Here is a 22904-nt window from a genome sequence, read left to right as displayed (position 1 = left end):
AATGCCGGACTCCGAACCCAGCCCAGAGAAACCTGCGGAAAGCCAGCGCGCCCCCGGCAATCTGCCGGCCGTCGTGCAGCAAGGCGAGGTGCTGCGTCCGGCCGCAGAAAGCTGGCTGCTGCGCGCGATCCGCACGCTGTTCGGCTGGAAGGCCGGCTCCGTGCGCGACGACCTGAAGGTGGTGCTGGACGCCACGACGCCGGAGGACGTCGGCTTCTCCGTCATCGAGCGCACCATGCTGCGCAACATCCTCTCGCTGCACGAACGGCGCATCGCGGACGTGATGGTGCATCGCGCCGACATCGTCGCGGTCAAGCGCGACATTCCGCTCGGCGAGCTGATGACCCTGTTCGAGAGCGCTGCGCATTCACGCCTCGTGGTCTACAACGAGACGCTCGACGATCCCGAGGGCATGGTGCACATCCGCGACCTGCTGGCCTTCGTGACGGCAAAGGCCCGCGTCGGCGATGCGACCAAGACGCGGCGCAAGAAGCCGTTTCCCGCCGGGCTCGACCTGCGCACGGTCGACCTCGCGCTGCCGCTGTCGGAAGCCAACATCACGCGCAAGCTGCTCTATGTGCCGCCCTCGATGCGGGCGATCGACCTGCTGGCCCAGATGCAGGCCTCGCGGGTTCATCTGGCGCTGGTCGTCGACGAATATGGCGGCACCGACGGGCTGGTGTCGATCGAGGACATCGTCGAGCAGGTGGTCGGCGAGATCGACGACGAGCATGACAGCGACGAGCCGCCGGCGATCGTGCGGCAGGCCGACAACTCCTTCATTGCGGACGCCCGCGCCAGCCTCGACGACGTTCGCAAGCTCATCGGCGCGGAGTTCGTCACCGGCGAAGCCGGCGAGGACGTCGAAACGCTGGGCGGCTATCTGGTTTCCCATGTCGGGCGGCTGCCGGTGCGTGGCGAACTGATTGCGGGTCCCGGCAATTTCGAGATCGAAGTGCTCGACGCCGATCCGCGCCGCGTCAAGCGGCTGCGGATCGCGCCGCGCAAGGAGCGCCCGGCGCCGCGCAAGGAGCGCGATCGTAGCCGGCGCGAAGCCGCCTCCGACCCGAGCCAGCCGCAGGCCGGCGAACCGGGCAGCGATACGACGGCGCGCTCCGGCGATGGAGCCGCTTCGCAGTGAGGATCAGCGACAAGCTCCGCGCCGCCGCGCTTGCCATCATCCTCGCCTGGGGATGGACCCGCGCGGCGATTGCGCTCGCGGCCGGAAGCCTGTCGGCGCTCGCCATGGCGCCGTTCAATGCCTGGCCGATCCTGTTCCTGACCTTTCCGGTTCTGGTCTGGCTGATCGACGGCGCCGCGGCCGGCAAATGGCGCGGCGTGCCGGCGGCGGCATTGTCCGGCTTCTGCTTCGGCCTCGGTTATTTCGTGCCGGGCCTGTACTGGACCGGCTACGCCTTCTTCGTCGACGCACCGACCTTCGCATGGCTGTCGCCCTTCGCCGTGCTGGGGCTGCCCGCCTATCTCGCGCTCTATCCGGCGCTGGGCTTTGCGCTGGCGCGGCTGCTGTGGACCAGGGATGCCTCGCGGATCATCGCCCTCGCCGTGACGCTGACGGCGAGCGAATGGCTGCGCGGCCATCTGCTGACCGGCTTCCCCTGGAACGCCTATGGCCACGCGCTGTCGGCGCCGCTGGCGCTGGCGCAGATCGCTTCGGTGATCGGGCTGTGGGGCATGACGTTCCTGTCAGTTGCGATCTTCGCAAGCCCCGCAACGCTGATCGAGGGCAAGACGCGGCGCAGGCCGTGGATCGCGCCGGCCGCCGCACTCGCGGTCCTGCTGGCGCTGGGAATTTTCGGCGCGGTGCGGCTCTCGCTGTTGCCGACCAGGATGGTGTCGCACGTCAAGCTGCGCATCATGCAGCCGAACCTGCAGCAGGACGTCAAATTCAACTATTCCGCCAAGCAGCTTGTGATGCAGAAATACTTGGCGCTGTCGGATCGCGCCTCGGGGCCGCAGTCCACCGGGGTGCGCGACGCCAGCATCCTGATCTGGCCGGAATCCGCTTTCCCATTCTTCCTGACCCGCGAAGCCGATGCGATGGCGCAGATTGCGGAGCTGCTGCCGAAGGGCACGGTGCTGATAACAGGCGCGGTGCGCGTGCCCGACGATGCGCCGCAGGGCCGGCCGGTCAGGCGCGCCTACAACTCGATCTATGTAATCGACCACGACGGCAGCGTGCTGTCGGTCTATGACAAGCTGCATCTGGTCCCGTTCGGCGAATTCCTTCCGTTCCAGAACTGGATGGAAAAGCTCGGCTTCAGCCAGCTCACCAAGGTTCAGGGCGGTTACATTCCGGGCACCCGGCGGCGTCCGCTCGACATTCCGAATGCGCCGCGCGCGCTGCCGCTGATTTGCTATGAAGCGATTTTTTCCGGCGAAGTGGCCGACGGCACCGATCGCCCCGGTTGGATCGTCAACCTGACCAACGACGGCTGGTTCGGAATTTCGACCGGGCCCTACCAGCACTTGCAGCAGGCGCGATTGCGCGCGATCGAAGAAGGCCTGCCGGTGGTGCGCGCCGCCAACACCGGAATATCGGCGGTGATCGACCCGATGGGACGAATCGTCGCGCAGCTCGGTCTCGGCATCGAAGGTGTCTTGGATGCCAATCTTCCATCGGCGATTGCTCCGACGATATATGCACGGTATCCGAACATTCCTGCCGCGACTTTGCTGCTGATTGCCCTGATTTTCGTCATGTACCGGCGCGCGAAGCAGCAAAATTTCTGAAATCGGTTTCGGAGCTCGGTCGCTGCAAGAATTTAGAATACGTCGAAGTTCCAAAGGTTGACAGGTCGCCATGTCACTTCGCATTGTGCGGCCCGAATTCAACCAGTCAGTTCATTGTTCGAAGCGCTCCTTCCTCCGAGCAGAATGTGACGGTTTTCGCGTTGGGTGCATCTCCAGCGCAAAATCCAAGGAGAGTTGGAGATGTCGACCAAAGCGCCGAACCCTGTTGACAAATATGTCGGCAGCCGGGTGCGGATGCGCCGTATCATGCTGGGGATGAGCCAGGAAAAGCTGGGCGAAGCCCTCGGCCTTACCTTCCAGCAGATCCAGAAATACGAAAAGGGCACCAACCGCGTCGGCGCCAGCCGGCTGCAGCAGATTTCCGAAGTGTTGCAGGTGCCGGTGTCGTTCCTGTTCGACGGCGGCCCGAGCGGCATTGCGCTGAGCGAGAGCTCCGCGGAGAGCGCATCGCCCGCCTATATCTCCGATTTTCTCGCGACTTCCGAGGGACTTGCGCTGACGCGCGCGTTCACCCGCATTCACGACTCGAAGCTCCGTCGCAGCATCGTCGACCTGGTCGAGCAGATTGCGGACCGTGAAGCCGGCGTAAACGGCGAGAAATCGGCGAAAATCCCATGAAGCGGCGGGATTGACGCCGCGCGGCACGTCGTCGCATGACAATGGCCTGATTTCGCAAACCAGCGACGGCCAATGGCAGCGACACCCAGGAATCGTTTCGACGCTTCAGTCATCCTCGACGGCACTCGCCGCTGGCTCGGCGAGCTCATAGCCGAAGGCGCGCATACCCATTACGAGCAGATGTACATCTCCTCGATCGAGCCGCGGGCCCGGCTGTTCCAGACGCTGCGATGATGCGACCCTCCAATCCCGACCGCGAGCACAAGCACGGGCAAGCCTCGTTCTTCGGCCGACGCAAGGGCCACAAGCTGCGCGCCTATCAGGCCGACCTGATCGGGACGCTGCTGCCGCGGCTGGCACTGGACATTTCCGCGCCCGCGCAACTCACCGGGATCTTCGACCGGCCGCGCGACGATGTCAGGCTCGAGATCGGCTTTGGCGGCGGCGAGCATCTGGTCACCGAAGCGCTGGCCTTTCCGAACGTCGGCTTCATCGGCTGCGAGCCCTATGTCAACGGCATGGCAAAAATCCTCGCGCAGATCGAGACGCACAACATTTCAAACATTCGCCTGTTCGCCGGCGATGCAGTCGAGCTGCTGGCGTGGGTGCCGGCGGCTTCGCTGGCGCGAATCGACCTGATCCATCCCGATCCCTGGCCGAAGCGGCGGCACTGGAAGCGGCGCTTCGTGCAGGACGCCACCGTTGCGGCGATGGCGCGGGCGATCAAGCCAGGCGGCGAATTCCGCTTCGTCAGCGATATCGCCGATTACTGCGCCTGGACGCTGGCGCATCTATCGCGCGCGCCGGATTTCACCTGGCTAGCCGAGCGCGCGGTCGACTGGCAGCAGCCGTGGGATGGCTACACCATGACACGCTACGGCCGAAAGGCCGAGCGCGAGGGACGGGTGTCGGCGTATTTGCGATTCCGGCGGACCTCATCCTGATGAGGAGGCCGCGAAGCGGCCGTCTCGAAGGATGGGCCACGGGCTCTCATGGTTCGAGACGGCGCAAGTGCGCCTCCTCACCATGAGGGGAGAGAGTCACTGCCCCGCCATCCGCGCCTTCTTCACGTCGGTCGCCTCCCACACCATGCGCTTGCCCCGCTCGCGGACGCAGCTACGCCGCCTGGCGCGTCTTCCAGAACGTCACCACCCGCTCGGCGGTGGAGGGCATCAGCCGTGCGAAGTTGACGCGGGCGCCCTCGATGTCGGCCTGCGAGGGCACGCGGTTGGGCCCGATGCGCAGCAGGATCAGCGCGCGCACGGTCGCCCATTCGAGCCCGATGACCTTGCTGACGATCAGGATCGGATCGTAGCGGTCGCCCGAGATCAGGCGGTCGAGGGTAGCGATCTTCACGCCCGACATCGCCGAGAGCGTTGCGATCGATTCCTCGTATTTGTGCGCCTTGGCAAACTCGAGCAGCGCGCTTTCGTTGAGCTTGCCGGCGGCATGCAGCGAAAGCACCGCGAGCTGCGCCGCCTCGAAATTGCGCCGGCCTTCGACCGGCGCCATCATGCCGGAGATATCGCTCATCGCCTGCCTGATCCGGGCCTGCCGCGCCGGCTTGGCCGCCTCGAGCAGGCGGCGCCGGATCGCATCGATCGAGCCGGCGAGCAATTCCTTGAGATTATCGTCGGAGATGTCCTCGCGCTGGCCGATGGCAAGCGTCAGCACGCCGTCCTGGCCGGCGCGCCTGACCAACGCCGAGTAGCCCGACGAGGAGAACGCGGCGCCCGCATTGCCCGCGGTGCGGCGCACCACCTCGCGGTCGCCGCGGCGGACGATGACGTCGGTGAGGCCGGTCGAGAGCGTCGGCCGCTCGGCCATCGCCAGCAGATGCTGCTGACCTTTTTCGCGCGCGATTTCGACCAGCAGGTTTTCGCCGATGACGGGCGAGTGGCGCAGCAAGGGGCCGGCGATGGCGATCTCGTCCTCGCGCGCGAGCTGGCCGACCAGGTTGCGCGGCGCGTTGGCGAGGCAGGCCAGCCGTTCGGCGATGTCGGCGCGGATGGCGAGCCCGGTGCGCGGCACCAGCCCCGTCAGGATACCGTCGAAAATGTCGACATGTTCGGGCCGGAAGCCGGCCGCACCTTCGAGAAACATCTCGGCGATTCGCCGTGCCGCATCGGCACGCCGGTTCGGATCGTCACCCCTGACGATTTCATCGAGCCCGGGGATCAGTGAAGTCGCGAAAGCCATCCAACCTACTCGACCCGGCCGCACATTGCCGGGCTTGCCGGCAATCTAGGCAGGCGAGGTGAACGAAGGGTTTTCGTGACAAATCGGCTTTGACGGGCTCATTTTCTTGCTTAACGGGCCGCTCCGGGAGCCTTTGCAGCCTGTAGGGCCTTGCCGGAGGGCGGCAAAACCGCTATATCGGCAGCAACTTACATGTCTCATACGATCGCGTATTGAGAGTGGGCCCCCCGGGACCCGCTCTTTTTTATTACCTGAACGAGGCCCGCCCGAAAATGGGCTCGGGCAGCGTTTCGGGGAAGCCGACCGGACCTGAGCTAAGCTCCTGTCAAACCTGCATAAACGAGCGAACTTGAACCTGGTGATGACCGATCGAACCGCGCCTTCCGTGGATGCCGGATTGCTGGCCGAGCCGCGCCTCGTGGTCGAGCCGGGCCTGGCGGCGCGGGTGTCGGCGATCGCCGAGCCGGTGCTGCAAGGCATGGGTTATCGGCTGGTCCGCATCCGCGTCTCGGGCGAAGCCGGCTGCACCGTGCAGGTCATGGCCGAACGGCCCGACGGCACCATGCTGATCGAGGATTGCGAGGCGGTGTCGCGGGCGCTGTCGCCGGTGCTCGACATCGCCGACCCGATCGAGCGCGCCTATCGCCTCGAAATCTCCTCGCCGGGCATCGACCGGCCGCTGGTGCGCCGTTCCGATTTCGAGCGCCACGCCGGCCATCTCGTCAGAATCGAAATGTCGATTGCCGCTCACGGCCGCAAGCGTTTTCGCGGTACAATCATGGGCGTCGAAGGCGATGCCGTGCGGCTGAAGCGCGACGACGTCAAGGCCGGCGAAGAGCCCGAGACATTGCTCGTCATGGAGGAGATCGCGGATGCGCGGCTCGTCCTGACCGACGAGTTGATTGCGGAATCGATGCGGCGCGGCAAGGCCGCCGAGCGCGAGATGCGCAGGGATCTCGGGCTCGAGCCACCGCTGCCCGAGCATGCCAAGCGCGACCTGTCGAAAGGTCACAAACCGAAGAAGAAGCCGCCACCCGAGAACACCAAGCAACATCGCCTCGCCGCCGAGCGCGCGCGCAGGGGCGAAATCGATCCTACCGAAGGAGACTAGACCATGGCAGTCAGCGCCAACAAACTCGAACTGCTGCAGATCGCAGACGCCGTTGCGCGCGAAAAGTCGATCGACCGCGGCATCGTGATCGCCGCGATGGAGGACGCCATCGCCAAGGCGGCGCGCGCCCGCTACGGCAGCGAGACCGACGTGCATGCCGAGATCGACGCCAAGAAGGGCGAGCTCAGGCTGTCGCGCCACATGCTGGTGGTCGAGAACGTCGAGAACCACGCCAACCAGATTTCGCTGGCCGATGCCCGCAGAGCCAATCCGGGCGCCCAGATCGGCGACACCATCGCCGACACCCTGCCGCCGCTGGAATACGGCCGTATCGCCGCGCAATCCGCCAAGCAGGTGATCGTGCAGAAGGTGCGCGAGGCCGAGCGCGACCGGCAGTACCAGGAATTCAAGGACCGCATCGGCGACATCGTCAACGGTGTGGTCAAGCGCGTCGAATATGGCAGCGTGATCGTCGATCTCGGCCGCGGCGAGGCCATCATCCGCCGCGACGAAATGCTGCCGCGCGAGGTGTTCCGCAACGGCGACCGCGTCCGCGCCTATATCTTCGACGTCCGCCGCGAAACCCGCGGGCCCCAGATCTTTCTGTCCCGCACCCATCCGCAGTTCATGGCCAAACTGTTCGCGCAGGAAGTGCCGGAAATCTATGACGGCATCGTCGAGATCAAGGCGGTCGCCCGCGATCCCGGCTCGCGCGCCAAGATCGGCGTGGTGTCCCGCGATTCCTCCGTCGACCCGGTCGGCGCCTGCGTCGGTATGCGCGGCTCGCGCGTGCAGGCGGTGGTGAACGAGCTGCAGGGCGAGAAGATCGACATCATTCCGTGGTCGCCCGACATTGCGACCTTCGTTGTCAACGCGCTGGCGCCGGCCGAAGTCGCCAAGGTCGTGATCGACGAGGACCGCGAGCGCATCGAGGTCGTGGTGCCCGATACCAACAACCAGCTGTCGCTGGCGATCGGCCGCCGCGGCCAGAACGTCCGCCTCGCCTCGCAACTGACCGGCTGGGATATCGACATCCTGACCGAACAGGAAGAGTCCGAGCGCCGCCAGGCCGACTTCGAGAATTCGACCCGCGTCTTCATGGAAGCGCTCAATGTCGACGAAGTCGTCGGCCAGTTGCTGGCTTCCGAAGGCTTCACCTCGGTCGAGGAACTGGCGCTGGTCGACGTGCGCGAGCTTGCCGGGATCGAAGGCTTCGACGAAGAAACCGCCACCGAGCTGCAGAACCGCGCCAAGGAATATCTCGAGGCGCTGGAGGCCGAGCTGGAAGGCCGCCGCAAGGAGCTCGGCGTCGAGGACGACATGAAGAACGTCCCCGGCATCAATTCCAGGATGCTGGTCAAGCTCGGCGAGAACGACGTCAAGACGGTCGAGGACCTCGCCGGCTGCGCCACCGACGACCTCGTCGGCTGGACCGAGCGCAAGGAAGGCAGCGAGCCGGTCAAGCACGCCGGCTTCCTCGATGGCATCGAGGTTTCCCGCGAGGATGCGGAGGCCCTGATCCTGCAGGCGCGCGTCAAGGCGGGCTGGATCACCGAGGAAGAGCTCGTCAAGCAGTCTGCGGAGACCGAGGCCTCCGAAGACCAGCCGGCCGCTTAAAGAGCGTCAGGGAGATGCCCCGCGCATGCTCGCCACCGCCGATCCCGAACTCGATAACGGGCCGCGGACCGACAGGTCCGCGACGATGCGGATGTGCGCGGTCAGCCGCGAGGTGCGGCCGGTCGAGGAACTGATCCGGTTCGTCCTCTCACCGCAGGGCGAGGTGGTTCCCGACCTCAAGCGCAAGCTGCCCGGCCGCGGTCTCTGGATCACGGCCTCCCGGACCCGGGTTGCGGAGGCGGTGCGGCGTAGCCAATTCAGCCGTGGGTTCAAACGGGACGTCCGCGCCGCCCAGACCTTGGCCTCCGATACCGAAAACCTGCTGGTGCGCAGCGCCGTCGAGGCGCTGGCTATGGCGGCCAAGGCCGGCCAGGTGGTTGCGGGCTTTGCCAAGGTCGAAGAGGCCCTGACCGGGGGTCAGGCAAGGTCCCGGGTATTGGCCTTGATCCACGCTTCGGACGGGGCGGCGGACGGAATCCGCAAATTGGACGCCATGGTGCGGCAAAGGGGCGGGAATCATGGTGAATCCCCGCCTTTCCCTGTTGTCACCGCGCTGACATCGGCAGAATTGGATTTGGCACTAGGGCGGGCAAATGTGATACATGCTGCGCTGCTCGCGGGCCCGGCGGGCAAGACCTTCCTGTCGCGTAGCCAGATCCTGGTCCGATACCGGATGGCGGACGACGACAAGACGGCCGGGGCGGCAAAGAATTCTGGCTGACGACACGAATTCTGGCTGACGACACGCTGGCTGACGACACACTGCAATCAATGTGCGCGATGCGCACAAGGTAACGAGATTAGGACTGCTGAATGGTTGATACCAAGACGCCTGGCGACAAGTTGAGCATGCCGAGCAAGACCCTGTCGCTGAAGCCGCGGGTCGAGACCGGCACCGTGCGCCAGAGTTTCAGTCACGGCCGCAGCAAGCAGGTTGTGGTCGAGAAGCGCGGCAAGCGCCGCCTGCCCGGCGAGACCGCCTCGCCTGCCGACGCACCCGCGCCCGAACCCGTCGCCAAGGCTGCGCCCGCCAGGCCCGCGCCGGGCGGACGTTCCGCTCCGGCCGCGCCGCGCTCAGGTTCCGGCGTCGTGCTGCGGACGCTGACGGAGGATGAGCGTTCCGCCCGTGCCAGCGCGCTGGCCGACGCGAAGGTTCGCGAGGAGGAAGAGCGCCGGATCGCCGAAGAGGAAGCCAAGCGCCGCGCCAGCCGCGAGGGCATCGAACAGGCCGAGCGCGAGGCCGCCGAAGCCCGCCGCAAGGCTGAGGAAGAGCGCCATCGCCAGGAAGAAGAGGCCAAGCGCAAGGCCGAGCAGGAAGCCAAGCGCCGCTTCGGCGAAGCCGAGGCCGCAGCAGCCAAGCCGGCGGCAGCCGCCAAGCCCGCCACCACGACCGCCCGCGCGCCAGCCGCCGTCAAGGCGCCGGGCGTTGCAGTGGAAGCCGAGGAAGATGAAGGCCCGCGCCTGGTCCGCCGCGGCCCCGGCGGCGCGGTGCGCCCGGTGGCTGCGCCGAAAACCACCCACAGGCCCGGCCCGCAGAAGCAGCGCGGCCGCCTCACCGTCACCACCGCGCTCAACGCCGACGAGGTACGCGAGCGTTCGATCGCCTCGTTCCGCCGCCGCACCCAGCGCTTGAAGGGCCATGCCTCGAACGAGGCGAAGGAAAAGTTGATCCGCGAAGTGATTATTCCCGAAGCGATCACCATCCAGGAACTCGCCAACCGCATGTCGGAGCGCGCGGTCGAAATCATACGCATGCTGATGAAGCAGGGCGCGATTCACAAGATCACCGACGTGATCGACGCCGACACCGCGCAGCTGATCGCCGAGGAACTTGGCCACACCGTCAAGCGCGTTGCCGCCTCCGACGTGGAAGAGGGCCTGTTCGACGTGGTCGACGATTCCACCGACACCGAGCCGCGTTCGCCTGTCGTGACCGTGATGGGCCACGTCGACCACGGCAAGACCTCGCTGCTCGACGCGCTGCGCCACGCCAACGTGGTGTCCGGCGAAGCCGGCGGCATCACCCAGCATATCGGCGCCTATCAGGTGACCTCGCCCGAGAGCGGCAAGAAGATCACCTTCATCGACACGCCAGGCCACGCCGCGTTCACCGCGATGCGCGCCCGCGGCGCCAAGGTGACCGATATCGTCGTGCTGGTCGTGGCGGCCGATGACGGCGTCATGCCGCAGACGGTGGAAGCCATCAACCACGCCAAAGCCGCGAAAGTTCCGATGATCGTGGCGATCAACAAGATCGACAAGCCCGATGCCAAGCCCGAGCGCGTGCGCACCGAGCTGTTGCAGTACGAAGTGCAGGTCGAATCGCTCGGCGGCGAAGTCGTCGACGTCGAGGTGTCCGCCAAGAACAAGACCAACCTCGATCGCCTGCTGGAAATGATCGCGCTGCAGGCCGACATCCTCGAGCTGAAGACCAATTCGCAGCGCCCGGCCGAAGGCACCGTGATCGAAGCCAAGCTCGACCGCGGCCGCGGTCCGGTGGCAACCGTGCTGGTCCAGCGCGGCACCTTGCGCATCGGCGACATCATCGTGGCCGGCGCCGAAATGGGCCGCGTCCGCGCGCTGATCTCCGACCAGGGCGAGAACCTCGAAGAGGCCGGCCCGTCCGTGCCGGTGGAAGTCCTCGGCTTCAACGGCCCGCCGGAAGCCGGCGATCGTCTCGCCGTGGTCGAGAACGAAGCCCGCGCCCGCCAGGTCACCAGCTACCGCGCGCATCAGAAGCGCGAGAACGCCGCTGCCTCCATCTCCGGCATGCGCGGCTCGCTCGAGCAGATGATGTCGCAGCTCAAGACCGCGGGCCGCAAGGAATTCCCCCTGATCGTCAAGGCCGACGTGCAGGGCTCGCTGGAAGCGATCCTGGGCTCGTTGGAGAAGCTCGGCACCGACGAAGTCGCCGCCCGCATCCTGCATGCCGGCGTCGGCGGCATCTCCGAATCCGACGTGACGCTCGCGGAAGGCTTCAACGCCGCGATCATCGGCTTCTCCGTCCGCGCCAACAAGGAAGCGGCGGCTGCGGCCAAGCGCAACGGCATCGAGATCCGCTACTACAACATCATCTACGATCTCGTCGACGACATCAAAAAGGCGATGTCGGGCCTGCTCGCGCCGACGCTGCGCGAAACCATGCTCGGCAACGCGCAGATCCTGGAAATCTTCAACATTTCCAAGGTCGGCAAGGTCGCGGGCTGCCGCGTCACCGACGGCACCGTGGAGCGCGGCGCCAACGTCCGCCTCATTCGCGACAACGTTGTCGTGCACGAGGGCAAGCTGTCGACGCTGAAGCGCTTCAAGGACGAAGTGAAGGAAGTGCAGGCCGGCCAGGAATGCGGTATGGCGTTCGAGAACTACGGCGACATGCGCGCCGGCGATGTCATCGAGTGCTATCGTGTGGAGACGATCCAGCGCTCGCTGTAAGTCCGAATCTTACAAAGCGACTGGATTTTTTCGAAGTGAACTAAAGGCGCCATGGCCGGACCTGTTCCGGCCATCCACGCCCTGTCCCGATTGAACGAGAAAGACGCTGTCGCCCGCGAGCCGCGCGGGCCATGGCGGTTTTGAGAAGACGATAATGCCTCGCCATCACCAGAAAAAAGGCGCCGCGCCCGGCGGCTCGCAGCGGCAGTTGCGCGTCGGCGAGACGGTGCGGCATGCGATCGCCGACATTCTCAGCCACGGCAGCGTGCACGATGCCGACCTCGAAGGCCACATCGTCACCGTGCCGGAAGTGCGGATGTCGCCGGACCTCAAACTCGCGACCATCTACGTGATGCCGCTCGGCGGACGCGACACCGAGCGTGTGATCGCCGCGCTCGACCGCAACAAGAAGTATCTGCGCGGCGAGATCGCGCGTCGCGTTAACCTGAAATTTGCACCTGACATTCGATTCCACGCCGACGAGCGATTCGACGAAGCGGAACGGATCGAGAAATTACTGCGAACACCTGCGGTGCAGAGAGACCTCGCACCCGGACAGGACGAAGAAGAATGACCGTGACCACGGCGAATGGCGCGATCGACGCGCAGTCGCGCGACGCGAACGAAAATATTTTTTCCGACCCGCGCAGCGAGCCGCGCCGCGCCAACAACGATCCGCGCGCCAACAAGCAGCAGCAGACAAAACGCGACCGCCGCGACGTCCACGGCTGGGTGGTGCTCGACAAGCCGATCGGCATGACCTCGACGCAGGCCGTCGCCGTGGTGAAGCGCCTGTTCAACGCCAAGCGCGCCGGCCACGCCGGCACCCTCGATCCGCTGGCCTCCGGCGGCTTGCCGATCGCGCTGGGCGAGGCCACCAAGACCGTCCCCTTCGTGATGGACGGCCGCAAGCGCTATCGCTTCACGGTATGCTGGGGCGAGGAGCGCGACACCGACGACACCGAGGGCCGGGTCATCCAAACGAGCGAGCTGCGCCCGACGGCCGAGGCGATTTCTGCCCTGTTGCCCCGCTTCACCGGCCTGATCGAGCAGATCCCCCCGCAATATTCGGCCATCAAGGTGCAGGGTGAGCGCGCCTATGACCTCGCCCGCGACGGCGAGAAGGTCGAGCTGGCCCCCCGCCCGGTCGAGATTCACCATTTATCCCTTGTAGAACAAGTAGATAGCAATCGATCGGTGTTCGATGCCGAATGCGGCAAGGGCACCTATGTCCGGGCGCTGGCCCGCGATATCGGCCGAATTCTGGGCTGTTTCGGCCATATCTGCGCGCTGCGCCGTACCCTGGTCGGGCCGTTTACGGAAGCGGACATGATTCTGCTGGAAGAATTGGAGGCTTTGTGTAATAGAGCCGCGTCCGGCGAGGGAAGCCTCGCCGACGCGCTTTTGCCCGTTGAGACCGCGCTGGACGACATCCCGGCACTGGCCGTCACACGGGCGGACGCGGCAAGGCTCCATCGGGGCCAGGCCGTTTTGTTGCGCGGACGGGATGCGCCCAATAGTAGCGGCACAGTCTATGTCACGGTGGCAGGCCGGCTTTTGGCGCTTGCCGAGCTTGGCAATGGCGAACTCATCCCCAAGCGCGTGTTCAACCTGACCGGGCTGGTCGCCAGCTCCGGTCGCAACGATGAAAGAGTTTGACGATGTCGATTGCCGCAGAGCGCAAAGCGGAAGTCATCAAGACCAACGCCACCAAGGCCGGCGACACCGGCTCTCCCGAGGTCCAGGTCGCGATCCTGTCGGAACGCATCAACAACCTCACCGAACATTTCAAGACCCACGTGAAGGACAATCACTCCCGCCGTGGCCTTTTGAAGCTCGTGTCGACGCGCCGTTCCCTGCTCAACTACCTGAAGAACAGGGACGAGGCGCGTTACAAGGCGCTGCTCGAAAAGCACAACATCCGTCGCTGAGCACGTCACGACGCACGCCGCTGGCGTGCGTTTTCGCATGATCTTTACGGAAGACCCGGCTTTCGATTCCCGAAAGACGATCATGCACAAGGCCATGATCCCGAATTGAGTGAAGGATCATGCGAAGTAACGTCCAGCAGCAATCCGGCCGCTGGGCAGGGCAAGATGCCCGAGACTGACGAGAGGATGGACGCCATCCGAAACATCAAGACCATGGCAGGATCGCCGGATGCTGATCGGCATTTTCGATCAGCGTCTCGCCATCTTGCGCATGGTCTTTTTGTTTTAGGTCGCGCCGTTCGCTCGTGAACCCATGAAAGAAGACCGATATGTTCAACAAGCATTCCGTGGAAATCGACTGGGGTGGACGTCCCCTCAAGCTTGAGACCGGAAAGGTGGCCCGGCAGGCCGATGGCGCCGTGGTCGCGACCTATGGCGAGACCGTCGTGCTCGCCACCGTCGTTGCGGCGAAGACGCCGCGCGAAGGCGTCGACTTCCTCCCGCTGACCGTCGACTACCAGGAGAAGACCTATGCCGCGGGCCGCATTCCCGGCGGCTATTTCAAGCGCGAGGGTCGTCCGAGCGAAAAGGAGACGCTGGTCTCCCGCCTGATCGACCGCCCGATCCGCCCGCTGTTCGTCGACGGCTGGCGCAACGAGACCCAGGTGATCGTCAACGTGCTGTCGCACGACATGGAGAACGACCCCGATATCGTGGCAATGGTCGCGGTGTCAGCCGCGCTGACGCTCTCGGGTGTTCCCTTCAAGGGCCCGATTGGCGCTGCCCGCGTCGGCTTTGCCAATGACGAGTTCATCCTCAACCCGACGCTTGACGAGATGGTCGACACTCAGCTCGACCTCGTCGTCGCCGGCACCGCCGACGCCGTGCTGATGGTGGAATCGGAAGCCAAGGAGCTGAACGAAGACATCATGCTCGGCGCCGTGATGTTCGGCCATCGCCACTTCCAGCCGGTCATCAACGCGATCATCGGGCTCGCGGAAAAGGCGGCGAAGGAGCCGCGCGAGATCACGGTCATCGACAACTCCGCGATCGAGAAGGAAATGCTTGGCCTCGTCGAGCAGGACCTGCGCAAGGCCTATGCGATTGCCGTGAAGCAGGAGCGCTATGCCGCCGTCGGCGCCGTCAAGGAAAAGGCGATGGCGCACTTCTTCCCCGAAGGTCAGGAGCCGAAATACGACAAGCTCCGCATCGCCGGCGTGTTCAAGGAACTGGAAGCCAAGATCGTCCGCTGGAACATCCTCGACACCGGCAAGCGCATTGACGGCCGCGACGCCAAGACGGTGCGCAACATCGCCGCCGAAGTCGGCGTGCTGCCGCGCGCCCATGGCTCGGCGCTGTTCACCCGCGGCGAGACCCAGGCGCTTGTCGTGGCCACCCTCGGCACCGGCGAGGACGAGCAGTACATCGACGCGCTGTCGGGGACGTATAAAGAGACGTTCCTGCTGCACTACAACTTCCCGCCCTTCTCGGTCGGCGAGACCGGCCGCGTCGGCAGCCCGAAGCGTCGCGACATCGGCCATGGCAAGCTCGCCTGGCGTGCGATCCATCCGATGCTGCCGCCGCACCACGAGTTCCCCTACACCATCCGCGTGGTGTCGGAGATCACCGAGTCGAACGGCTCCTCGTCGATGGCGACCGTCTGCGGCTCGTCGCTGGCGCTGATGGATGCCGGCGTGCCGCTGAAGAAGCCGACCGCCGGTATCGCCATGGGCCTGATCCTCGAAGGCCAGCGCTTTGCCGTGCTGTCCGACATCCTCGGCGACGAGGACCATCTCGGCGACATGGACTTCAAGGTGGCCGGCACCGAGGGCGGCATCACCTCGCTGCAGATGGACATCAAGATCGAGGGCATCACCGAGGAGATCATGCGCGTTGCGCTTGGCCAGGCCAAGGAAGGCCGCGTGCATATCCTGGGTGAAATGGCCAAGGCGCTCACCGTTGCCCGCGCCGAGCTCGGCGAATACGCGCCGCGCATCGAGACCTTCAAGATCCCCACCGACAAGATCCGCGAAGTGATCGGCACCGGCGGCAAGGTGATCCGCGAGATCGTGGAAAAGACCGGCGCCAAGATCAACATCGAGGACGACGGCACCGTGAAGGTCGCCTCCAACGACGGCGAGGCCATGAAGGCCGCGATCAAGTGGATCAAGTCGATCGCCTCCGATCCGGAGGTCGGCCAGATCTACGAGGGTACCGTGGTCAAGGTGATGGAGTTCGGCGCCTTCGTGAACTTCTTCGGCGCCCGCGACGGTCTGGTCCATATCAGCCAGCTTGCTTCGGCGCGCGTGCAGAAGACCTCCGACGTCGTCAAGGAAGGCGACAAGGTCAAGGTCAAGCTGCTCGGCTTCGACGACCGCGGCAAGACCCGCCTGTCGATGAAGGCGGTCGATCAGGCTACCGGCGAGGACCTCGAAGCCAAGCCCAAATCCGACGCTCCCGCGCCGCGGGAAGCTGCCGGCGAGTAAGCATCGCGAGAGGCGTGAACAATGAGGGGCGGCTTTTCAGCCGCCCTTTTTGTTGGCCTGAAGGACTGTCCTGACGGCGCGCATGTAACGGTCACCAATGCCCTGAGACCTGTTGTCTGCGCAGCTTCTATGCGCCGGCCCCTTGCTGGCTTGCCGGCGAAGCCAAAAAGCTCCATTCTGACGCCCGCAAGGCTGGTCGTCTGGGAATGTCGACTACGGTCAGATTAGCCAATGGAGCGCCCTTTGTGTTTAATCAGTATCCGCGGATGCTGACGAGCGAGCGGAACGCGTGGCGGGCGCCGTCAGTTGGAAGCAATACCGGAAAAGAGCGGCTGTCGCTCAGCCGTACCCCTATACTCGCTTTGACGTTGGCCCTCGCCATCGCGGTGAGCGAGAGACCGGCCGGTGCGCAGCACGCCGATGCTCCGCCACACGATGTCACTCCAAAATCCGAGGTCACCCCTCACCCCATGGAGCCAGCAGGCGTGCCGGCCATCGCACACGTTCCGCCGCGGCGCGACCTGGATGGTCAGGTCGCCCCCAAGCTGCACCAACTCACCGTGGTCGCAAGAAAAGCGGCGGACGGGAGTTTAACTTACAACGGTACGGTTCCCGGACCGACGATTGAAATCTATGAAGGGGACAAGGTCGAGCTGACGCTTGTCAATGAACTCGACGTTCCGGTGAGCGTCCACGTGCACGGCGTGCATTACGAAATTGATAGCGATGGGACGAAGATGACCGGCTCCTTCGCGCCGCCAGGGGGAAAGTACCTCTATAGGTGGACTGCCGCGCCGGGCACCGCTGGCTACTGGCATTATCACGACCACGTCGTCGGGCCCGGCATGGATGGCGTGCGGGGTATCGAACAGGGCTTGTATGGGGCGCTTATCGTGCGCAAGCCGGGCGATCGGCTGCCCGACAAGACTTTCGTACTGGTGATGCAAAGTGTGTGGTTCAACAACAAGCGATATCCCAACACACCGCTGCTGGAAGCCAAGCTAGGGGAGCGGGTTGAGTTCATCGTGATCACGCATGGCGCTCGGTTTCACACCTTCCACATCCACGGGCACCGCTGGCGAGACCTAGGCACGAACCGCATCATCGACACTTTCACCCAAAACGCGGGAGAGAGCACCGGCTTTCAGGTCATTGCAGGGGAAGGCGTCGGTCCGGGCGCTTGGATGTACCATTGCCATGTGCACGACCATCTAGAGGATGGTATGCTAGGCTTCTTCATCGTGCGGCCATAGGCACACTTGGGAGGAGAAACACCATGAAGACCAAAACAAGGTCAAGAAATCTGGTGGCTTCACTATGCGCGTTTGGAGTCGCTTTTGCCACGGCCTGGGCTATGGCACAGGGTGGTCCTGCGCTGACCATCACATCGCCGAAAATGGGGGAGACCATCGCCGGCGACAACGTTACAGTTTCCTGGGAAGGGACCGGCGTGAAGATCGTACCAGCCGCGGATGCCAAGGTACGGGAGGAAGGGCACTACCACCTGTTCCTCGATCGAGAGGACTTCCGATCCGGCGCAGAGATTCCCCGCGATATGGAGAAGGAGGGAATCTACCACACGGCGGCAAATCACCTCGAACTCAAAGGATTAAAGCCGGGATCCCACAAGGCGATCGTGGTCCTAAGCTACAACAACCATGTGCCATGGGAGCCTCCCGTGACTGCAACGGTGACGTTCACGACGAAATAGACGAATTAAAAAGTCTAGGAGCTACGTGAAAGAGATCGATTTGTGTCGACCGGCATATCCATTGGCCCCTAAGAGTTATGCGTAAAGGCCCAGACAGAATCTGACCCTTTTTGTTTGTGATTCACCCGCGAAGGCGGGTGATCCAGTATCCTGAGACGTTGATGATCGAACCGAGAAGCCGCGGCGTACTGCGGGTATGACGACTGTTGAGCCTCAGCTCTGTCTCTTCGCCATCTCCGCAGCAGAGACATCCACACTCTCCTTCACCACCTTACCCGCCTTGCGATCGAGACGCGCCCCAACCAGGACAATCCGATCATGGACGGCAAGCGCGCTTTGATCGGCAACGACGTGTGGGAGCACGCCTATTACCTGAACTACCAGAATCGCCGCGCCGATTATCTCAAGGCCTGGTGGAATACGGTGAACTGGAAGGCGGTCGGCGCACGCTTTGCTGCGGCCAAGGCCGGCACGCTCGGCGTTTAGCCGACAAGGCGACGGTGCCGAACTCCCTCGCCCCGCTCTTCGCGGGGAGAGGGTTGGGGTGAGGGGTGGAACGGCTGTGGCGGTCTCAATTGAGAGACCTGTACCCCCTCACCCGGATTGCATTGCATGCAATCCGACCTCTCCCCGCAGGCGGGGAGAGGTAAGGACTCGTCGGCCTCCGGTCAGCTTTACTGGCGCTTGGCCTTGGCGGCGATGTCGTAGCGGTCGAGGTTCATCACCTTGGTCCACGCCGCCACGAAGTCCTTGACGAACTTCTCCTTCGAATCCGCGCAGGCATAGACTTCGGCGAAGGCGCGGAGCTGCGAGTGCGAGCCGAAGATCAGATCGACGCGGGTCGCGGTCCACTTCGCCGCCCCGGTCTTGCGGTCACGGCCTTCGTACAGGTCTTCGCCCGACGGCTGCCATTCCCTGGCCATGCCGAGCAGGTTGACGAAATAGTCGTTGCTGAGCGTGCCCACCTTCCTGGTGAAGACGCCGTGCTTCGACCCGCCGGCATTGGCGCCGAGCACGCGCAGGCCGCCGACCAGCGCGGTCATTTCCGGCCCGGTCAACCGCAGCAACTGCGCGCGATCCACCAGCGCCTCTTCGGGCTTCATGTACTGCCGCTTGCTGCCGACAAAATTCCGGAAGCCGTCGGCACGCGGCTCGAGCGGCGCGAAGGAGTCGACGTCGGTCTGCTCCTGCGAAGCGTCCATGCGGCCCGGCGTGAAGGGCACCTTCACGTTGACCCCGGCCGCGTTGGCAGCCTTCTCGACCGCGGCGACACCGCCGAGGACAATAAGGTCGGCCAGCGAGACCTTCTTGCCGCCCTTGGCCGATTTGTTGAAATCGGCCTGGATCGCTTCGATCTTCTTCAGCACTCTTGCGAGCTCCGCGGGATTGTTCACTTCCCAATCCTTCTGCGGGCTGAGGCGAATGCGCGCGCCGTTGGCGCCGCCGCGCTTGTCCGATCCGCGGAACGTCGAGGCCGAAGCCCAGGCGGTCGAGACCAGCTGCGGCACCGAGAGGCCGGCGAGGAGCTTCGCCTTCAGGGCCGCGACATCCTTGTCGTTGATCAGCGGATGATTGACCTTCGGGATCGGGTCCTGCCAGATCAGCGTCTCCTTCGGCACCAGCGGGCCGAGATAGCGTTGGATCGGGCCCATGTCGCGGTGGGTGAGCTTGAACCAGGCCCGCGCGAACGCGTCCGCAAACTGGTCCGGATGCTCGTGGAAGCGCCGCGAGATCTTTTCGTAGGCCGGATCGAAGCGCAGCGACAAATCGGTCGTCAGCATGGTCGGCCGATGCTTCTTCTGGGGATCGAAGGCGTCGGGAATGGTGGCTTCCGCGCCTTTCGCCACCCATTGCGGCACGCCCGCCGGGCTCTTGGTCAGCTCCCATTCGTTCTCGAACAGGTTCGTGAAGAAGTGATTGCTCCATTTGGTGGGCGTCTGCGTCCAGGTGACTTCCGGGCCGCCGGTGATGGCATCGGCTCCAATGCCGGTGCCATGCTTGCTCTTCCAGCCGAGGCCCTGTTCTTCGAGCGCGCCTGCTTCCGGTTCCGGCCCGACCAGCGACGGATCGCCGGCGCCATGGGCCTTGCCGAAGGTGTGGCCGCCGGCAATCAGTGCGACGGTCTCTTCGTCGTTCATCGCCATGCGGAAGAAGGTCTCGCGGATGTCCTTCGCCGCCGCGACCGGGTCGGGATTGCCGTTCGGTCCGGCCGGATTGACGTAGATCAGGCCCATCTGCACGGCGCCGAGCGGCTCGGAGAGCTGGCGCTCGCCGCTGTAGCGCTCGTCGCCCAGCCAGGTTCCCTCCGGGCCCCAATAGAGCTCCTCGGGCTCCCAGACGTCGGCCCGCCCGCCCGCAAAGCCAAAGGTCTTGAAGCCCATCGATTCCAGCGCGACGTTGCCGACCAGAACCATCAAATCGGCCCACGAGATCTTGCGGCCGTACTTCTGCTTGATCGGCCACAGCAGGCGGCGCGCCTTATCGAGATTGGCGTTGTCCGGCCATGAGTTCAGCGGCGCGAAGCGCTGCTGTCCGGTGCCGGCGCCGCCGCGGCCGTCGGTGATGCGGTAGGTGCCCGCCGCGTGCCAGGCCAGGCGAATGAACAATCCGCCGTAGTGACCGAAGTCGGCCGGCCACCACGGCTGCGAATCCGTCATCAGCTTGCGCAGGTCCTTGACCAGCGCATTGAGGTCGAGGGACTTGAATTCCTTGGCGTAATCATACGCCGCGTCCATCGGATCGGACAAAGTGGAGTTGCGGTGGAGCACCGAAACGTCCAGCGCATCCGGCCACCATTCGCGATTCGAAAAGCCGCGCGTGCCCGTGAACGGGCATTTTGTTCTGTCATCCATAATTGCCTCCTTGGCGGTCGCTCCGACCGGATTGGAAGCAATCTAAGCAGCGCCTTCCATCAGGGGAAGTTGATTTTAATGATCGAAGCGATAAGATTATCTGATGATAAACCTGACCCTGCGCCAGCTCCGGTATTTCGACGCGCTGGCGCGACATGGCCATTTTGGGCGCGCGGCGGAGGCCTGCGCGATCTCGCAGCCGGCGCTGTCGATGCAGATCAAGGAAATGGAGGCGGCACTCGGCGGCCAGCTGCTGGAGCGCAATGCGCGCCAGATCGCGCTGACCCGTTTCGGCGAAGAGTTGATCGGGCGCGTGCGCGACATCCTGCGCTCGGTCGACGAGCTCGGCGACTTCGCGCGCGCCTCGCGCGACCGCTTTGCGGGACGGCTGCGCATCGGCATGATTCCGACCGTTGCGCCCTATCTCTTGCCCCGCGTCATCGGCAACCTCACGCAGGTGCATCCGGAGCTCGACATCCAGGTGCGCGAGGCGCTGACGCCGCGGTTGATCCAGGAACTTTCCGAGGGCCGGCTCGACACCGCGATCGTCGCGCTGCCGGTGTCGGAGCCGTCGCTGACCGAGGTCGCGCTGTTCAGCGAGGATTTCTTGCTGGTGCGTCCCCTCAAGGACGAGGGCACGCCGGTGCCCAGCCGCGAAATGCTGCGTGAGATGCGGCTGCTGTTGCTGGAGGAAGGCCATTGCTTCCGCGACCAGGCGCTGTCGTTCTGCAAGATGCAGTCCTCGCCGCGCGAATTGCTCGACGCCAACTCGCTCTCCACGCTGGTGCAGATGGTAAGCGCCGGCGTCGGCGTCACCCTGATTCCGGAAATGGCCGTATCCGTGGAAACGCGCTCAGCCGCCGTCTCGGTCGCGCGGTTCAAGAAGCCGCAGCCCTCGCGCACTATTGGCATGGTCTGGCGCAAGACCAGCCCGCTGGCGCGGCAACTGACGCAAATCTCCGACGTGGTATTGTCGGCCAGCAAGGCGCGGGGGAAGCAGGCTGCGTCCTCGCGCAACTCTCGCCCGAACGGCAGGCCCGCGTGAAGCTTGCGTCCCGGGTGCGCCTGGCCGAGAACGTTCCGATGTCATCCCCTGTCATCCGTCCCGCGCTGCCGCATGAGTATGACGAGGTTGCCCGCGTCTGGATGGCGAGCTGGGTATCGACGGGCCTTGCAGAGGCCAGCAATTTTCTGCTCGCTAACTTGCGGGCGCGCGTGAGGCAGGAGATCGACGGCGGCTGGAGCCTGTTCGTCGCCGAGGACGACGGCCGTTTCGCCGCCATGCTGGCGCTGCATCTGCCCGACAAATATCTCGACCAGCTGTTCGTCGCGCCGGAACACCAGGGCAAAGGCATCGGCCGGCAGCTGCTGGCCTTCGCGCGGCAACAAATGCCCGACGAAATCTGGCTGCGCTGCGCGCGCGAGAACGAAAAGGCCTGGCGCTGGTACGAGCGGGAGGGTTTTGTGTACGAGAAGGAAGAGGTCGCGAGCGCGACCGGATTCATGATGAAATATTATCGATGGAAGAGGGAAACGGTCCGATGATGAAACTCTACTGGTCGCCGCGCTCGCGCTCGTTCACCGCGCTCTGGTTGATGGAAGAAACCGGGCAGCCCTATGAGCGTGTGCTGATCGACATCACGACCGGTGCGCAGCGTGCGCCGGATTATCTTTCGATCAATCCGATGGGCAAGGTGCCGGCATTGCAGGATGGTGACGCCACCCTGGCGGAAGCCGCCGCGATCTGCGCCTATGTCGCCGAGCGCTATCCGGAGGCGAAGCTGGCGCCGCCACCAGGCGATCCCGCGCGCGCGAAATATCTCTACTGGCTGTTCTTCGCGCCAAGCTGCATCGAGCCCGCGATCGTGCAGCTCGCCACCAAGATCGAGATGAACCCGGTCGCCGCCGGCTGGGGCGATGCGCAACGAGTGATCGACGTGCTCGATCAGGCCTTGCAGAAGGGACCGTGGCTGTTGGGGGAGAATTTCTCCGCCGCCGACATCGTGATCGGCGCGGGGCTGAACTTTGGCGTTCGCCTGTTCAAGATGATCCCGTCGCGGCCGTCGTTCGACGCCTACATCGCGCGCTGCATGGCGCGGCCGGCGTTCCAGCGCGCCGAGAAGATCGCGGCGGGCTAACTCTGGCGTGTCATGCCCCGCGAAGGCGGGGGCATCC

The 22904-nt window shown here is 64.6% G+C and carries 21 protein-coding genes and 1 pseudogene; 19 read left to right on the top strand and 3 right to left on the bottom strand.

The window, feature by feature from the left end; all coding sequences use genetic code 11:
• Position 1 precedes the first annotated feature (1 nt).
• From ACT4OC_RS11350 to trmB, 5 genes are all read left to right on the top strand, one after another.
• On the top strand, positions 2-1141 hold the full coding sequence (locus ACT4OC_RS11350; RefSeq protein WP_444839077.1) for a hemolysin family protein: 1140 nt from the start codon (positions 2-4) through the stop codon (positions 1139-1141).
• Entirely contained in the window at positions 1138-2751 is a 1614-nt protein-coding gene (gene lnt, locus ACT4OC_RS11345) for an apolipoprotein N-acyltransferase (protein ID WP_444839076.1), read from the top strand. The genes ACT4OC_RS11350 and lnt overlap by 4 nt, the downstream gene beginning before the upstream one ends.
• Positions 2752-2952: 201 nt before the next feature.
• Entirely contained in the window at positions 2953-3390 is a 438-nt protein-coding gene (locus tag ACT4OC_RS11340; protein ID WP_444839075.1) for a helix-turn-helix domain-containing protein, read from the top strand.
• Positions 3391-3462: 72 nt separating this feature from the next.
• Complete coding sequence (locus ACT4OC_RS11335) at positions 3463-3624, top strand: hypothetical protein (RefSeq protein WP_444839107.1); 162 nt, start codon at positions 3463-3465, stop codon at positions 3622-3624.
• Positions 3621-4334, top strand: a complete 714-nt coding sequence (gene trmB / locus ACT4OC_RS11330; RefSeq protein WP_444839074.1) for a tRNA (guanosine(46)-N7)-methyltransferase TrmB — start codon at positions 3621-3623, stop codon at positions 4332-4334. The genes ACT4OC_RS11335 and trmB overlap by 4 nt, the downstream gene beginning before the upstream one ends.
• Before the next feature lie 172 nt (positions 4335-4506).
• Here trmB and ACT4OC_RS11325 read toward each other — a convergent pair whose 3' ends face one another.
• Entirely contained in the window at positions 4507-5589 is a 1083-nt protein-coding gene (locus tag ACT4OC_RS11325; protein ID WP_444839073.1) for a DUF2336 domain-containing protein, read from the bottom strand.
• Between the two features lie 361 nt (positions 5590-5950).
• On the opposite strand from ACT4OC_RS11325, the gene rimP reads away from it, so the two are divergent.
• The 7 genes from rimP to rpsO all read left to right on the top strand — a co-directional run bounded on the left by rimP (position 5951) and on the right by rpsO (position 13680).
• Positions 5951-6700 carry a ribosome maturation factor RimP gene (gene rimP, locus ACT4OC_RS11320; RefSeq protein ID WP_444839072.1) on the top strand — a complete coding sequence of 250 codons (750 nt, stop codon included), beginning with the start codon at positions 5951-5953 and terminating at the stop codon, positions 6698-6700.
• Positions 6701-6703: 3 nt separating this feature from the next.
• Entirely contained in the window at positions 6704-8317 is a 1614-nt protein-coding gene (nusA, locus tag ACT4OC_RS11315; protein ID WP_444839071.1) for a transcription termination factor NusA, read from the top strand.
• A gap of 25 nt (positions 8318-8342) precedes the next feature.
• On the top strand, positions 8343-9038 hold the full coding sequence (locus ACT4OC_RS11310) for an RNA-binding protein (RefSeq protein ID WP_444839070.1): 696 nt from the start codon (positions 8343-8345) through the stop codon (positions 9036-9038).
• A 92-nt stretch (positions 9039-9130) separates the two neighbouring features.
• Entirely contained in the window at positions 9131-11749 is a 2619-nt protein-coding gene (gene infB, locus ACT4OC_RS11305; RefSeq protein WP_444839069.1) for a translation initiation factor IF-2, read from the top strand.
• Positions 11750-11903: 154 nt separating this feature from the next.
• A complete protein-coding gene (gene rbfA, locus ACT4OC_RS11300; protein ID WP_444839068.1) occupies positions 11904-12323 on the top strand; it encodes a 30S ribosome-binding factor RbfA in 420 nt (139 codons plus the stop codon).
• A complete protein-coding gene (gene truB / locus ACT4OC_RS11295) occupies positions 12320-13408 on the top strand; it encodes a tRNA pseudouridine(55) synthase TruB (RefSeq protein ID WP_444839067.1) in 1089 nt (362 codons plus the stop codon). Before rbfA ends, truB begins: the two co-directional genes overlap by 4 nt.
• Before the next feature lie 2 nt (positions 13409-13410).
• Positions 13411-13680, top strand: coding sequence for a 30S ribosomal protein S15 (gene rpsO / locus ACT4OC_RS11290; RefSeq protein ID WP_444839066.1), 270 nt, complete (start codon positions 13411-13413; stop codon positions 13678-13680).
• A 205-nt stretch (positions 13681-13885) separates the two neighbouring features.
• On the opposite strand, the gene ACT4OC_RS11285 is transcribed toward rpsO, so the two are convergent.
• Positions 13886-14017 carry a hypothetical protein gene (locus tag ACT4OC_RS11285; RefSeq protein WP_444839065.1) on the bottom strand — a complete coding sequence of 44 codons (132 nt, stop codon included), beginning with the start codon at positions 14015-14017 and terminating at the stop codon, positions 13886-13888.
• Between ACT4OC_RS11285 and pnp the strand changes: the two genes are divergently transcribed.
• The 4 genes and pseudogenes from pnp to ACT4OC_RS11265 all read left to right on the top strand — a co-directional run.
• Positions 14010-16166, top strand: coding sequence for a polyribonucleotide nucleotidyltransferase (gene pnp / locus ACT4OC_RS11280; RefSeq protein ID WP_444839064.1), 2157 nt, complete (start codon positions 14010-14012; stop codon positions 16164-16166). The genes ACT4OC_RS11285 and pnp overlap by 8 nt on opposite strands.
• A 206-nt stretch (positions 16167-16372) precedes the next feature.
• Positions 16373-17419 (top strand): multicopper oxidase domain-containing protein, encoded by a 1047-nt coding sequence (locus ACT4OC_RS11275; RefSeq protein WP_444839063.1) that lies wholly within the window; start codon positions 16373-16375, stop codon positions 17417-17419.
• Positions 17420-17442: 23 nt separating this feature from the next.
• Complete coding sequence (locus ACT4OC_RS11270) at positions 17443-17877, top strand: DUF4399 domain-containing protein (protein ID WP_444839062.1); 435 nt, start codon at positions 17443-17445, stop codon at positions 17875-17877.
• 276 nt (positions 17878-18153) lie between these two features.
• A pseudogene (locus ACT4OC_RS11265) lies at positions 18154-18363 on the top strand (superoxide dismutase); the annotation flags it as partial.
• 188 nt (positions 18364-18551) lie between these two features.
• On the opposite strand, the gene katG reads toward ACT4OC_RS11265, so the two are convergent.
• A complete protein-coding gene (gene katG / locus ACT4OC_RS11260) occupies positions 18552-20729 on the bottom strand; it encodes a catalase/peroxidase HPI (protein WP_444839061.1) in 2178 nt (725 codons plus the stop codon).
• A 103-nt stretch (positions 20730-20832) separates the two neighbouring features.
• Between katG and ACT4OC_RS11255 the strand changes: the two genes are divergently transcribed.
• From ACT4OC_RS11255 to ACT4OC_RS11245, 3 genes are read left to right on the top strand one after another with little or no spacing between them, the layout of a single operon-like run.
• A complete protein-coding gene (locus ACT4OC_RS11255; RefSeq protein WP_444839060.1) occupies positions 20833-21774 on the top strand; it encodes a LysR substrate-binding domain-containing protein in 942 nt (313 codons plus the stop codon).
• A 38-nt stretch (positions 21775-21812) separates the two neighbouring features.
• Positions 21813-22274, top strand: a complete 462-nt coding sequence (locus tag ACT4OC_RS11250; RefSeq protein WP_444839059.1) for a GNAT family N-acetyltransferase — start codon at positions 21813-21815, stop codon at positions 22272-22274.
• Positions 22271-22867 carry a glutathione S-transferase family protein gene (locus ACT4OC_RS11245; protein WP_444839058.1) on the top strand — a complete coding sequence of 199 codons (597 nt, stop codon included), beginning with the start codon at positions 22271-22273 and terminating at the stop codon, positions 22865-22867. Before ACT4OC_RS11250 ends, ACT4OC_RS11245 begins: the two co-directional genes overlap by 4 nt.
• Positions 22868-22904 lie beyond the last annotated feature (37 nt).

This window comes from Bradyrhizobium sp. (genome assembly GCF_052389815.1).
Classification (GTDB): domain Bacteria; phylum Pseudomonadota; class Alphaproteobacteria; order Rhizobiales; family Xanthobacteraceae; genus Bradyrhizobium.
This window is presented reverse-complemented; position numbering and strand designations above follow the sequence as displayed.